Raw genomic sequence first — 13576 nt, forward strand, 5'->3', positions numbered from 1 at the left:
GGAAAACCACTCGAGCCGAGGATAATTTGGCATTTGACAAGTGCACGCTGTTGAGTTCTCAAGGATCGGACGCTCCCGGCCCTGCGACTCCCGCCGCAGCCCTCCGGGGCAACTTCCTCAGCTTATCTCAGCCGTTTGCGCTTCGCAAGTGCGACACGCCGTTAGGCTGGAAGCTTTGTTCATCCGTCACCTTCCCGACCAGGTCGTTCAGGCAACTTCAGTAGCTTATCTCTCCGCTTCGCCGGCCGCAAATCGCGACACGCCGTTGAGGCGAGATCCTTATCCTACCGCGCACCAGCGAAGCTGTCACGCAGTTGATCGGACGAGGCCGTGTCGCATGCTTGGGGTGGGAGCCTTCCGGCTCAACCTCACCGCTTGGCGGCGACAGATGAAGACATTACGCGGATCCGGCGGGGCCGGCAAATCCCGGCGCACCCCTGGCGTGTCGCGCGGCTTCGGCGCGGTCAGCGGGCGAGGAAGACGCCGGCCAGCGCCTTCTTGCCTCGGCGCACGACCGAGACCCCGCCCGGCAGCGTGCCGCCGACGACGGCCTCCTCGTCGGCGATCTTGTCGCCGTCGATCGTGACACCGCCCTGCTTGATCGCGCGTCGTGCCTCGGAGGTCGAAGGCACGAGCCCCGTCGCGACGAGAGCGTCGATGACCGTGGCCCCCGCCTCCAGCTCCACGTTCGGGAGCTCGCGCAGCGCCGAGGCCAGGGTCTCGGCGTCGAGCGCCGCGAGGTCGCCCTTCCCGAATAGCGCCTCCGACGCATCGATCGCGGCGCGGGCGGCGTCGGGGCCGTGGACCAGCGACGTGACCTCGAGCGCCAGCCGCTTCTGGGCCGCGCGGCGGAACCCCTCCTCGGCGACGAGCCGCTCGTACTCGGCGATCTCGTCGCGCGTGAGGAACGTGAACACGCGCAGGAGCTTGGCGACGATCGCGTCGTCGACGTTGAGCCAGAACTGGTACATCGCGTACGGGCTGCACATCTCCGGGTCGAGCCAGATCGCGTTGCCCTCGCTCTTGCCGAACTTCTTCCCGTTCTCATCCGTGATCAGCGGGGTCCCGAAGGCGTGCACCGACTCCCCCGCGACCTTGTGGATGAGGTCGGTTCCGCTCGTGAGGTTGCCCCACTGATCGCTGCCGCCCGTCTGCAGGGTGCAGCCGTAGATCTCGTAGAGGCGCAGGTAGTCCATGCCCTGCAGGATCTGGTAGCTGAACTCCGTGTAGCTGATACCGGCATCGGAGTTCAGGCGCGCGCTCACCGTCTCCTTCTTGATCATCGTGCCCACGCGGAAGTGCTTGCCGATCTCGCGCAGGAAGTCGATCGCGCTGAGGCCGGCCGTCCAATCGAGGTTGTTCACCATGCGAGCGGCGTTGTCGCCGTCGAAGCTCAGGAAGCGCTGCACCTGGCCGCGCAGTTTCGCGACCCACCCCTCGACCGTCTCCGCGTCGTTCAGCACCCGCTCCGCGGTCTGCTTCGGGTCGCCGATGAGGCCCGTCGCCCCACCCACGAGCCCGAGCGGCTTGTGACCGGCGAGCTGGAGGCGGCGCATCGTGAGCAGCTGCACCAGGTTGCCGAGGTGCAGGCTCGGTGCGGTCGGGTCGAAGCCGCAGTAGTACGTCACCGGCTCACCGCCCAGCGCCTCGCGGAGCGCCTCGCGATCGGTGGAGACGTGCACGAGACCGCGCCACTCCAGCTCATCGAAGACGTTCTCGAACGACGGGTCGTTCGCCTGCACGGAAGTTGCGATCTCGGTCACGGTGCTCACCTTGTCTGCACGGATTCTGCTGATGACGGGCGCGGTTCAGAGGGCGAGCGCGCGGGATGCGACCTGCGCGCGCTCAATGAGCTCGGCCCGCTGCTCGGCGACGCGCTCGGGGGCTGTGCCTCCCGCGCCCGTGCGGGATCCGACCGAACCCTCGATCGTCAGCACCGTGCGGACATCCGGCGTCAGGTGCTCCGACACCGACACGAGCAGCTCGTCGTCGGCGTCCTCGAGCCCGATGGCGCGCTCCTCGCACGCCCGGACGAGGGCGCCCGAGATCTCGTGCGCATCGCGGAACGGCACCCGCTGCTTGACGAGCCACTCCGCGACGTCAGTCGCGAGCGAGAAGCCCTCGGGCGCGAGCTCCGCCATGCGGTCCGTGTCGAACGCGAGCGTCGCGACCATGCCGCGGAAAGCAGGCAGGACGACCTCGAGCGTCGCGACCGAGTCGAACAGCGGCTCCTTGTCCTCCTGCAGATCGCGGTTGTACGCGAGCGGGAGCGCCTTCAGGGTCGCGAGCAGGCCCGTCAGGTTGCCGATGAGGCGACCGGACTTGCCGCGAGCGAGCTCGGCGATGTCGGGGTTCTTCTTCTGCGGCATGATGCTCGAGCCCGTCGAGTAGCCATCGTGCAGCGTCACGAACCCGAACTCGCGGGTGTTCCAGAGGATGATCTCCTCGGCCATGCGCGAGAGGTCGATGCCGATCTGGGCCGCGATGTACGCGAACTCCGCGGCGACGTCGCGCGCCGCCGTGCCGTCGAGCGAGTTCTCGCTCGGGCGGTCGAGGCCGAGCTCGCGCGCGATCAGCTGGGGGTCGAGGCCGAGCGTCGAACCGGCGAGCGCTCCCCCGCCGTACGGCGAGACCGCGGCGCGGGCGCGCCAGTCGCGAAGGCGCTCGAGGTCGCGCACGAGCGGCCATGCGTGGGCCTGCAGGTGGTGCGCGAGGAGGACAGGCTGCGCGTGCTGGAGGTGCGTGCGTCCGGGGAGGATCGCGCCCGGGTGCGCCTCCGCCTGAGCCACGAGCGCGTCGATCAGGCCGAGCAGCTCCCTCGCGATGGCGCGCGCGTGGTCGAGCATGTACATGCGCACGAGCGTCGCGATCTGGTCGTTGCGGCTGCGCCCCGCGCGGAGGCGACCGCCGAGGTCGGCGCCGAGCTCCGCGATGAGGGCGGTCTCGAGCGCGCCGTGCACGTCTTCGTCTTCGGGGCGCGGCAGCAGCTCGCCGCTCTCGTAGCGGCTCAGGAGCGCGTCGAGGCCCTCGTGCATCCGGGCCTCCTCGTCGGCGGTGAGGTAGCCGGCCGCGGCGAGCGCCTTCGCGTGTGCGTGCGAACCCGCGATGTCATAGGGGGCGAGCGCCCAGTCGAACTGGGTGGAGCGGCTGAGCTCCTGCAGCTCCGGCGACGGGCCGCTCGCGAAGCGGCCGCCCCAGAGCGCGCCGTCGACGGTTCCCTGGCTGTTCTCGGAAGTCTCGCTCACGCCCTCCAGGCTACGGCACGCGTCGCACCGCGCTGGCATCCGCGACGTCGCCACGCGTCGCGCTGCGGGGATCGCGCGGTCGCAGAATCCGCGCTCTGAACGCCGTGCATACCGCGTTGACTGACACCGCGGTGGGAGGGCCGCAGCGCACTCAGGCGACGGAACGGGCACGCGCGGCAGCACGGGACACACGATCGATCGCCCACTCGAGCGGGCCGCGCCCGATGAGCAGGGTCCAGGCGGTGCACCCCGCCAGCGTCGCGAGCGCGAACGGCCAGAACGGGTCGAGCGCGTGGAAGCCGGCGAGCGGGCTGTCCGTGCCCGCCGTGGCCGCCCACCACACCGCGAACTGCGCCGTGTAGGCCGTGAGCGGCATCGCGCCGACGGCGCGCAGCGGGATCGCAAGCCAGCGCAGCGGCGTGCGGCAGACCAGCAGGCTCGCTCCGATCACCGCGATCGCGAACCCGCCCGAGCCGATCGCCTCGCCGAGGCCGCTCCCGTGCGGTTCGCCGGAGAGCGCCGCGACGAAGACGCCCGCTTCGGCGCCCGAGGCGCTCGCCCTGTCCCCCGTGCCCGCCGCGGCGGCAAGGGGTGCGATGATTCCGTCGCCGACGAGCGCCAGCCCGGCCCCGACCAGCAGCAGCCGCACCTGCACGCGCAGTCGACGGATGCGGAGACGGCCGATCGCCATGCCGCCCGCGACGAAGGCCGCCCACAGCACGAACGGGTAGTTCCAGCCGACGAGGTGATACGCGAGGCCGCCGGCGGCGGTCTCCCGCCATCCGAGCGCGTTCAGCCCCTGCACGGCGAGCGGACCGATCACCGCGATCGCGGCCGCCAGCGAGAACAGGGCACGCGGCCCCCATCCGAGCACCGCGATCGCACAGAGGAACAGCACGGCGTACGCAGGCAGGATCACGATGATCGGCACCGGCATGAGCGACAGCGCGATGCCGAGCGCCCAGATGAGGCCGGCGCGCACGAGCAGCCGGATGCGGACATCCGGCGTCGCGCGCGGGTGCCCGCCGCCCGAGAACAGCGCGATCGAGACGCCGGCGAGCGTCGCGAACAGGATCGACGGGCGGCCGTCCACCGCTCCCGCCCACGTCGAGGGGTCGGCCCACGCGAGGTCGGGAAGCGCCAGCATGTGCGCCGCGAACATGCCGATGACGGCGGCCCCGCGCGCCATGTCGATGCCGGCGAGGCGGCCCTCCCCTTCGAAGCGCTGCCAGCGGGTGCGGAGCCGACCGCCGTTGCGCGCTCCGGCGGACGGCAGGGGCGGGGCGGGCTCCCCGCCCGCCCCGCCCCTGCCGTCCGCGCTCACGCGCGCGTCAGTCCTGCTCGAGGATCCACGTCAGGAGGGCCTTCTGCGCGTGAAGGCGGTTCTCCGCCTCGTCCCAGATCACGCTCTGCGGCCCGTCGATCACCTCGGCGTCGACCTCGTAGCCGCGGTCGGCGGGGAGGCAGTGCATGAAGATCGCGTCGTCGGCCGCGAGCGACATCAGCTCGGCCGTGACCTTGTAGCCGCCGAGCTCGTCGATGCGACGCTGCTTCTCCTCCTCCTTGCCCATCGAGACCCAGGTGTCGGTGATCATGACGTCGGCACCGGCCGCCGCCTCCCGCGCATCCGAGATGAGCGACACCGAGCCGCCCGTCTCCACCGCGATGCGCTCCGCGTCGGCGACGATGTCAGCGCGCGGCGAGTAGGACGCCGGCGCGGCGACGCGTACGTGCATGCCGGCCATCGCACCGGCGAGCACGTAGGAGTGCGCCATGTTGCTCTGCCCGTCGCCGAAGAACGTCAGGGTGCGCCCCGCGGTGCTGCCCTTGTGCTCCCGGATCGTGAGCAGGTCGGCCAGGAGCTGGCACGGGTGGAAGTCATCGCTGAGCGCGTTGACGACGGGAACCGACGTGCCCTCCGCCATCTGCTCGAGGCCCGACTGCGCGTAGGTCCGCCACACGATCGCGGCGACCTGGCGCTCGAGCACGCGCGCCGTGTCCGCCGGCGTCTCCTTGCCCCCGAGCTGGCTCGAGGCGGTCGAGATGATGAGCGGGGATCCGCCGAGATCGGCGATGCCGACCGCGAAGGACACCCGCGTGCGCGTGGACGACTTGTCGAAGATGACGGCGACCGTCTGCGGCCCCTCGAGCGGCTTGCGGGCGAAGCGATCCGCCTTCAGCTCGGCGGCGAGGTCGAGGATGCCCGACTGCTCGGCGGGGGTGATGCTGTCATCCCGCAGGAAGTGACGGGTCATGCTGCGCTCTCCTCGTGCACGGCGGCCAGCGAAGCGCCGAAGGTTTCGATGAACTGGTCGATCTCGGCGTCGCCGATCGTGAAGGCCGGGGCGATCCGGATGGTGTCAGGGCCCGGTGCATTGACGATCAGACCCCGCTCGAGGGCGTCCGCGACGATCGCCGCGGCGACCGGCCGTTCGAGCGCGATCCCGATCAGCAGGCCGGCGCCGCGCGTGCCCGCGACACCGGGCAGCGCCTCGACGCGCTCGCGGAGCTGGGCGCCCCGCGCGGAGACGTTCTCGAGAAGGCAGGCCTCCTCGACGTGCGCCAGCACCCTGTCGGCCACGTGCGAAGCGAGCGGGTTGCCGCCGAACGTCGAATTGTGCATCCCGGGCGCGAACAGGTCGCTCGCGGCGCCGAAGGTGATGAGGCCGCCGAGCGGGAAGCCCGCGCCGACCGCCTTGGCGAAGGTCACGGCATCCGGGAGCTCGCCGTCGGGGAGCATGCCCGGCAGCTGGAACGCGAACCACTCGCCCGTGCGCCCTGAGCCCGTCTGCACCTCGTCGAGGATCAGCAGGGCGTCGTGCTCGCGTGTCAGTTCGCGGGCGCGCGCCAGGAAGCCGGCCGGCAGTTCGCGCACGCCGGCCTCGCCCTGGATGGGCTCGATCACGATCGCCGCGACGTCGCCGGGGGCGAAGGCCGCTTCGAGCGCCTCCTCCGTCGCGGGGATCGACCGTGTGCCGGGGATGAGCGGCTGGAACGGATCCTGGTAGGCGGCTTTCGGCGTGATCGACAGCGCGCCGAGCGTGCGGCCGTGGAAGGCGCCCTCGAGCGACAGGATCGTTCCCTTGCCGCGCGGGTTCCCGTGCAGCCGTGCGAGCTTGAGCGCCGTCTCGTTGGCCTCCCCGCCGGAGTTCGCGAGGAACACCCGGCCGGCATCGCCGGCGCCGGCGAGGCGCTTCAACCGCGCCGCCAGGTCGAGCTGCGGCGGCGACGTGAAGTAGTTGGACACGTGCGAGAGCGTCGCCGCCTGTTCGCTGACGGCCTCCACGAACACCGGGTGCGCGTGGCCGAGCGAGTTGACGGCGATGCCGCCGAGGAAATCGAGGTACTCGGCCCCGTCGCTGTCGGTCACGTGCGAACCGGAGCCGCTCACGAACATCCGGGGCCTCGTGCCGAGGCTCATCAGGTCGCGGCCCGCCGCCACCTTCCAGTTCTCGTCGTTCATTCCGACACCTCCGTTCCGATTCCTTCGCTGGTGAACAGTTCGACGAGCACCGAGTGGGGCACCCGGCCGTCGATGATGGACGCCTTCTGCACGCCGTCCTCGACGGCGTCGAGGCAGGCCTGCATCTTGGGGATCATCCCCGACTCGAGCTTCGGCATCAGCTCGCGCAGCTCGTCGGATGACAGGTGCGAGACGAGCGAGTCGCGGTTCGGCCAGTCGGCGTAGAGGCCGGGCACGTCGGTGAGGATGACGAGCTTCTTGGCGCCGAGCGCCCGCGCGAGCGCGCTGGCCGCTGCGTCCGCGTTGATGTTGAGGGTGTGGCCGGGGTTGTCGAGGTCTGGGGCGACGCCGGCGACCACGGGGATGCGGTCGGCCGAGAGCTGGTCGAGCACCGGCTGCGGGTCGACCTCGACGACGTTGCCGACGCGGCCGAGGCTCTCCTCGACGCCGTCGATCACGACGCCGCGCTTGCGACCGCCGAACAGGGCCGCGTCCTCGCCGGAGATGCCGACGGCGAAGGGACCGTGCGAGTTGATCTTGGCGACGAGCTGCGGGTTGATCTGGCCCGTCAGGACCATCCGGACGACGCTGATCGCCTCGGTCGACGTGACGCGGTAGCCGCCCTTGAACTCGCTCGGGATCGCCAGGCGGTCGAGCATGTTCGAGATCTGGGGGCCGCCGCCGTGCACGACGACCGGCTTGATGCCGACGTAGCGGAGGTAGGCGATGTCCTCCGCGAAGGCGTCCTGCAGCTCCTCCGAGATCATGGCGTTGCCGCCGTACTTCACGACGACGATCTCGTCGCGGTAGCGCTTCAGCCACGGAAGCGATTCGATGAGCGTTCCCGCCTTGAAGGCGGCCTGCTCCGGTGTGGTCTGCTGCAGATCGGTCTCGCTCATGAGCTGTATGCGCTGTTCTCGTGGACGTAGGCGTGCGTGAGGTCGTTGGTCATGATCGTCGCCTCGGCGTCGCCGACCATCAGGTCGATGTCGACCCGCGTGGTCCTGCCCGTGAGGTCGACCTCCTCGCGCGGCCGGTCGGGGCCGCCCTTCGAGCACACGCGCACGCCGTTCATCGTGACGTCCACGTCGTAGGGGTCGAACTGCGCGTCGGTCGTGCCGATCGCGGCGAGAACGCGGCCCCAGTTCGGGTCCTCGCCGAAGATCGCCGTCTTGAAGAGGTTGTTCCGCGCGACGGAGCGGGCGACCGTGACGGCCTCCTCCTCCGTCGCCGCACGGGTGACCCGGATGAAGATGTCGTGGCCGGCGCCCTCGGCGTCGCCCATCAGCTGGGTCGCGAGGCTCATGCACACCTCGGTCAGCGCCGCGCGGAACTCGTCGCCCGCCGGTGCGACGCCGGATGCCCCCGAAGCCATCAGCGTCACCTGGTCGTTCGTCGACATGGCGCCGTCGGAGTCGAGCCGGTCGAAGCTGACGCGGGTCGCGGCGCGCAGGTGCGCGTCGGCATCGGCGCTCGTGAGCTCGGCGTCGGTCGTGATGACGACGAGCATCGTCGCCAGGCCGGGCGCGAGCATGCCCGCGCCCTTCGCCATGCCGCCGATGGTCCATCCGGAGCCTGCGTGTACGGCCGTCTTGGGGACGGTGTCGGTCGTCATGATCGCCGCGGCCGCATCCGGCCCGCCCTCCGGCGACAGATCGGCGATCGCCGCCTCGGTGCCCGCGAGCACCTTGGCGCGGAAGGCCGCGTCGCCGGTGCCGATGAGGCCCGTCGAGCAGACCTGGATCTGCGCGGCGCCCGTGCCGAGGAGCTCCGCGGCGCGTTCGGCCGTCTGGTGCGTCGTCTGGAACCCGAAGTCGCCCGTGAAGCAGTTCGCGCCGCCGGAGTTGAGCACGATCGCGTCGGCGGAGCCCGCCTTGATGGCCTGCTGCGACCAGAGGATGGGGTTGGCCTTGGCGCGGTTCGAGGTGAACACCGCCGCCGCCATCTTCTGGGGCCCGCGGTTCACGACGACCGCGACGTCGGGCCTGCCTGTCGACTTCAGGCCAGCGGCGACGCCCGCCGCTTCGAAGCCTGCGGGTGCGGTCACGCTCACGGGGCCACTCCGTTCGTGGTCAGCGCCGTGGCCTCGTCGAGGCCGAGCGCGATGTTCATGGACTGGACGGCCGCGCCGGCCGTCCCCTTGGCGAGGTTGTCGACGGCGGCGACGACCGCGACCCTGTTCGCCGCGCGGTCGATCGCGAGGCCGATGAGCGCGGTGTTGGCGCCGATGACGTCGGCGGTCCGGGGCATCTGTCCCTCGGGGAGCAGCTGCACGAAGCGCTCGTCACCGTAGGCGGCATCCCACGCGTCGCGGATCTGGGCGTCGGTCGCGCCCTCCGCGATCGGCGCGGTCGAGGTCGCGAGGATGCCGCGCGACATCGGGACGAGGACCGGGGTGAACGAGATGCGCGGGTCTGCGGCGCCGGACGCGCGCAGCGCCTGCTGGATCTCCGGGATGTGGCGGTGGGTGCCGCCGACCGCGTACGGGTTCGCGGTGCCGAGGAGCTCGGCGCCGAGGAGGTGGGGCTTCAGCGCCTTGCCGGCACCCGAGGGGCCGACGGCGAGGACGCTGACGATGTCGCCGGCGTCGATCACGCCAGCCGCGACCCCGGGGGCGAGGGAGAGCGAGACGGTCGACGCGTTGCAGCCGGGGGCCGCGATCCGGGTCGCACCGCGCAGGTTCTCGCGCTGCTTCGCCCCTCCGGCGATGAGCTCGGGCACGCCGTACGCCCACGGCTCGTGGAACCCGCCGCCGTAGAAGGCGTTCCAATCGGCCTCGCTCGTGAGCCGGTGGTCCGCGCCCGCATCGATCACGAGCGCGGCCTCGCCGAGCGCGTCGGTGTACTGCCCCGACTGCCCGTGCGGCAGCGCGAGGAAGACGATGTCGTGGCCGGCCAGGACATCCGGAGTCGTCGGCTGCAGCGTCAGTTCGCGCAGCGAGCGCAGGTGGGGCTGATGGGCGACGAGCGGGTCGCCGGCGTTCGAATGCGCCGTGACCGTGCGGATCTCGACGTCGGGATGGTCGGCGAGCAGGCGGAGGATCTCGCCGCCGGCATAGCCAGATGCGCCGGAGACGGCGACCGAGTACGTCATGGGTCCTACCTTACGTGGGGTGCTGGTGGTTGCCGATACGGCGGCACCGCTGACTCACGTGGGTACGAAGGCCTCGAGCGGTGCCGCCTAGATTCGGCGGGCACCGCGGCGGCGCGCGACGGCGGCGCTCGGAAGGAGCGTCTCGGCGGTCGCGGGCTGTGCCATGCGGATGAGCGTAGCAGAGCGGCCGGGTCGGATGCGCCGAGCGGGGCGGCCGGCGCGGCGGCCGCGGCGCTACAGGATGAAGACGATCGCGACGGCGCTCAGGACGATGCCGGCGATGCCGAGCCCCTTGCCGCTCTGCGACGCGTCGTCGTGCTTGCTCACGGCGACGATCGAGAGGACCAGGCCGACGGCGCCGCCGATCAGCCCGAGCACAAGCGGCAGGAAGATCGAGACGAGCCCCGTCACGAAGCCCGCGATCGCGAGCCCGTTGGCGCGCTTCAGGGGCGGCGGAGCGTACGGCCCCGGATACGGCTGCGCGTACGGCGGGTACGGCGGGTGCTGAGCGTACGGGGTCGATGCAGCGGCCGGCTGCACCAGCTCCGCGCCGGGCGACGGCGCTGCGGGCGCGGCCGGTGGCTGCTGGGCGTAGGGCGGCGGCTGCTCGGCATGGGCCGGCGCCGCGGGCGGGTGCAGGGGCGGGGCGAGATCGGGAGGCGGCAGAGGCGCGTCGGGCCGCATCGGTTCCGCTGAATCGGCGGCGAGCCCGGGATCGGGGGTGCCGCCAGAGGCGGCCGGCTCGACCTCCCAGGGCAGCGGAGGGATCGGTGGCAGCTCGGGCATCGGCGGGACCGGCGCCGATCCGCCCTCGGGTGCCCCATCCGGCGTGCGGTCGTCGGCGCTGCTCATGGCACCAACCCTATCGGCACGGTGCTCCCGCGGCGCCGGCGGGCGGCCTCCGCGATGGGCTCAGACCTGCGGCGACTGGGCCCGGCCGGGCCGCCAGCCGGCGCCCCGGAGCGCCGCGCGCACGCGAGCCGCGAGCTCCCCCGGCCGCCGGTACAGCTCGGCGGTGACCTCGATCACATCCCACCCGGCGGCCCGCATGGCCGCGATGCGCTCGACGTCCTTCGCATAGGACTCCGCGTGGAGTTCCCCCTGGTACTCGACCGCGACGGCGTACTCCGGGTAGGCCATGTCGACGCAGCCGAGGAACCGGCCGTCGGCCCGCCGGATGTCGACGTTCAGCTCGGGCTCCGGCAGCCCCGACCTGGTCAGCACGAGGCGGCAGGCCGTCTCCCGCGGCGACCACGAATCGCACCGGATGAGCTCGAGCGCCTCGCGGAGGCGCACGATTCCGGGGCGCGGGCCCGCGGCGAGCGCCCGCGCCAGGTCATCCGGTGTCGCGAGGGGAGGCCGCCCCGGCTCGGGGCGGCCGACGCCGTCTCTGTGCACCCGGCACAGGAAGTCGCCGAGAGCCGTGAGCGCGAACACGTTCCAGGCGCCGAGCGACGCCCAGGTCGTCGCCGGCGACGCGACCCGGAGGCCGTCGCACTCCACCGTCCTGACGAAGCGCGGCGCCGCCCGATGCCCGCGCACCCCTGCCATGCGGCGCAGGGGCGCCTGGCCGAGCACGGCGACGTGCACCCGCTCGAGATCCGCCGCAGCGGGGACGGGGCCGCCCCACACCAGCGCCGCCGTTTCGTGACTGAAGAACTCGCCGGGGCGCATGATCGGGGCGAAGTCGCGCGCCCGTTCGAGCGCGCGCTCCCTCACGCGCATGAACGCCGGGCCGTCGGCGCCGTCGGGAGGGACGGCCCGTGCGGGTGCGTCATCCGGAGGCATGCGCCGGTCCGGGGCACTGCCGCGGCGCACCCGCACGCCGGGGAACGGCGCCGCGAGGTCCGGGCCGCGCAGGCGCCCGTCGGTCACGCCGGCGGCGCGGCCCTCCGCGCAGGAGAAGCGTCTCCCCAGTGCCGGCGGAAGCTCGATGTGACGGGACATACGGCCACCGTGACATCCGGTTCGCCACGGGGTGCGGTTGTTCACAGCCCGATCGTGCCGAACCGCGGTTATCCACATGCCGGCTCCGCCGCGGTGACAACGAACGCGCTCTGCTGGCGCGGTATGGCGCGGAATCTGCGACTGCGGCGGGCTGGGGTCGGTCCTGGTGGGGCGCTGCCCGCGGCAGTAGCCTGGGCGGGTCCGCCGCACCGAGAGGAGGCCCGCGTTGCTCCCCGACCTCAGTGCCGAGCTCCGGGCGGCCGCTCCCCTGCCGGAAGCACCGATCACGGGGCCGCGTCGGTGGTGGGGCGGCGCGCTCGACGTCGAGGGGCTCGCCCTCGCGAGCGTCGCCTCGGCCGCCTCCGCCGCCGCCGCGCTGACGGGCCGTGGCCTCGGCGTCCGCGCGGACCTCGTGTGCGGCGCGTTCGGCTCGTTCTCCCACACCCGCGTCGGCGGGCGCGCTCCCGAGGCCTTCTCCCCGCTGTCGGGGTTCTTCCCCGCGGCAGACGGATGGCTCCGCACCCACGCCAACTACCCCCACCATGCGGCCGTGCTCGAGCGGCTGTTCGGTGCGCGCGACGCCGACGGCCTGCGGCGCGCTCTCGCGGGTGTCCCGGCCGCCGAGGCCGAGGCCGACATCGTCGCGGCCGGCGGCGTCGCCGCCCGCGTGCGCACGGCCGAGGAGTGGCGCCGCAGCGAGCCCGGCCGTGCCGCCGCTTCCGGTCCGCCGCTCGCGCTGTTCGACGCCACGGGCGACGCGCTCGTGTCGGGTGCCGCCGCCGACGGCGCGGGGCCAGGGGCGCGATCAGCCGCGGATGACGACGAACGGCCAGGCGCCGCGCGGCCCCCTCGCTCGCGGGAAGCGGCGGGCTCGTCGCCGGCGGCGCGGGGCCTCGCGGGCCTGCGCGTCCTGGACCTCACGCGCGTGATCGCGGGGCCGACCGCCACGGGCCTGCTCGCCGCGCTGGGGGCCGACGTACTGCGCGTCGACCCGCCCTCCCGGCCGGAGCTCCTCGACGCCCACATCGATCGGAACGCCGGCAAGCGCACGGCTCTCCTCGACCTGCGCCGCCCCGGCGACCGACGCGCGTTCGACGAGCTCGTCGCCCAGGCGGACGCCGTCGTGCTCGGCTACCGTCCCGGCGGCCTCGACGCGCTCGGTGCCGGCTCGGAAGCCCTGCGGGAGGCGAGGCCGCGCCTCGTCGTCGCCGAGTTCTCCGCGTGGGGGTTCCACGGGCCGTGGGCGCAGCGGCGCGGCTTCGACTCGATCGTGCAGGCGGCGACCGGCATCGCCGACCTCTACCGTCACGAAGACGGCCGCCCCGGCGCGCTCCCGGTCCAAGCCCTCGACTACGCGACGGGATTCGTCGTGGCCGCCGCCGTGTGCGCACTGCTCGCCCGCCGCGGCGCGACCGGCCGCGGGGGACTCGCCCGCGCGTCGCTGGCGCGCACGGCGCACACCCTGCTGGGCCTGCCCGCCGCCTCGGAACCGCTCGCCCCTGTCCCGGCCCCCGTCATCCGGAGCGTCGGGTCGCCCTACGGGCCGCTCGAGCTCGTCGCGCCGGCCGTCGCCGACGGCGGCGCCGCGCTGGGCCTGCCGGGCCCTCCCGATGACTACGGCACGGCCGCCCCGCGGTTCCTCCCGCGAGGCGGCGCCGCTCCCCGCTGATTCCCCGCCGCGGTATCAACGAACGCGCTCTCCCCTCTTTGCCAGGCTGTGTGTGAGTCGTTCGGCTCGGGGAACGGAGTCGTGAGATGACATTGAGTCCAGGGTTCACGAGCTCGCAGATTCGCGGGTTCGTGCATGAGTATCAGCGGCAGCGGTATG

At 72.7% G+C, this 13576-nt stretch carries 11 protein-coding genes; 1 reads left to right on the forward strand and 10 read right to left on the reverse strand.

Annotated features, from left to right (window positions below; all coding sequences use genetic code 11):
* Positions 1-464: 464 nt before the first annotated feature.
* The 10 genes from tyrS to C0010_RS14790 all read right to left on the reverse strand — a co-directional run bounded on the left by tyrS (position 465) and on the right by C0010_RS14790 (position 11748).
* Positions 465-1763: a tyrosine--tRNA ligase gene (gene tyrS / locus C0010_RS14745; RefSeq protein WP_324999482.1), complete on the reverse strand. Its 1299-nt coding sequence runs from the start codon at positions 1761-1763 to the stop codon at positions 465-467.
* Positions 1764-1808: 45 nt separating this feature from the next.
* Positions 1809-3245 (reverse strand): argininosuccinate lyase, encoded by a 1437-nt coding sequence (gene argH, locus C0010_RS14750; RefSeq protein WP_105567856.1) that lies wholly within the window; start codon positions 3243-3245, stop codon positions 1809-1811.
* Between the two features lie 151 nt (positions 3246-3396).
* Complete coding sequence (locus C0010_RS14755; RefSeq protein WP_232531986.1) at positions 3397-4569, reverse strand: heparan-alpha-glucosaminide N-acetyltransferase domain-containing protein; 1173 nt, start codon at positions 4567-4569, stop codon at positions 3397-3399.
* Between the two features lie 7 nt (positions 4570-4576).
* Positions 4577-5500 (reverse strand): ornithine carbamoyltransferase, encoded by a 924-nt coding sequence (gene argF / locus C0010_RS14760; RefSeq protein ID WP_105567857.1) that lies wholly within the window; start codon positions 5498-5500, stop codon positions 4577-4579.
* Complete coding sequence (locus tag C0010_RS14765) at positions 5497-6708, reverse strand: acetylornithine transaminase (protein ID WP_105567858.1); 1212 nt, start codon at positions 6706-6708, stop codon at positions 5497-5499. The genes argF and C0010_RS14765 overlap by 4 nt, the downstream gene beginning before the upstream one ends.
* A complete protein-coding gene (argB, locus tag C0010_RS14770) occupies positions 6705-7607 on the reverse strand; it encodes an acetylglutamate kinase (RefSeq protein WP_105567859.1) in 903 nt (300 codons plus the stop codon). Before argB ends, C0010_RS14765 begins: the two co-directional genes overlap by 4 nt.
* Positions 7604-8761, reverse strand: a complete 1158-nt coding sequence (gene argJ, locus C0010_RS14775; RefSeq protein ID WP_105567860.1) for a bifunctional glutamate N-acetyltransferase/amino-acid acetyltransferase ArgJ — start codon at positions 8759-8761, stop codon at positions 7604-7606. The genes argB and argJ overlap by 4 nt, the downstream gene beginning before the upstream one ends.
* Positions 8758-9801, reverse strand: a complete 1044-nt coding sequence (gene argC / locus C0010_RS14780; RefSeq protein WP_105567861.1) for an N-acetyl-gamma-glutamyl-phosphate reductase — start codon at positions 9799-9801, stop codon at positions 8758-8760. Before argC ends, argJ begins: the two co-directional genes overlap by 4 nt.
* A 234-nt stretch (positions 9802-10035) precedes the next feature.
* On the reverse strand, positions 10036-10653 hold the full coding sequence (locus C0010_RS14785) for a DUF4190 domain-containing protein (protein ID WP_105567862.1): 618 nt from the start codon (positions 10651-10653) through the stop codon (positions 10036-10038).
* Positions 10654-10713: 60 nt separating this feature from the next.
* The gene (locus tag C0010_RS14790; RefSeq protein ID WP_158685539.1) at positions 10714-11748 is read right to left on the reverse strand and encodes a hypothetical protein; all 1035 of its coding nucleotides are present in this window, start codon (positions 11746-11748) and stop codon (positions 10714-10716) included.
* A gap of 226 nt (positions 11749-11974) precedes the next feature.
* On the opposite strand from C0010_RS14790, the gene C0010_RS14795 reads away from it, so the two are divergent.
* Entirely contained in the window at positions 11975-13417 is a 1443-nt protein-coding gene (locus C0010_RS14795; RefSeq protein ID WP_232531987.1) for a CoA transferase, read from the forward strand.
* Positions 13418-13576 lie beyond the last annotated feature (159 nt).

The organism is Microbacterium halophytorum (assembly GCF_002970975.1).
In the GTDB taxonomy this organism is placed as follows: Bacteria; Actinomycetota; Actinomycetes; order Actinomycetales; family Microbacteriaceae; genus Microbacterium; species Microbacterium halophytorum.

What these genes read in the sequence shown, in the direction of transcription:
- C0010_RS14765 (WP_105567858.1), bottom strand. Translation starts at nt 6,708, where the DNA reads ATGAACGACGAGAACTGGAAGGTGGCGGCGGGCCGCGACCTGATGAGC.
- C0010_RS14785 (WP_105567862.1), bottom strand. Translation starts at nt 10,653, where the DNA reads ATGAGCAGCGCCGACGACCGCACGCCGGATGGGGCACCCGAGGGCGGA.
- argF (WP_105567857.1), bottom strand. Translation starts at nt 5,500, where the DNA reads ATGACCCGTCACTTCCTGCGGGATGACAGCATCACCCCCGCCGAGCAG.
- C0010_RS14790 (WP_158685539.1), bottom strand. Translation starts at nt 11,748, where the DNA reads ATGTCCCGTCACATCGAGCTTCCGCCGGCACTGGGGAGACGCTTCTCC.
- argC (WP_105567861.1), bottom strand. Translation starts at nt 9,801, where the DNA reads ATGACGTACTCGGTCGCCGTCTCCGGCGCATCTGGCTATGCCGGCGGC.
- argB (WP_105567859.1), bottom strand. Translation starts at nt 7,607, where the DNA reads ATGAGCGAGACCGATCTGCAGCAGACCACACCGGAGCAGGCCGCCTTC.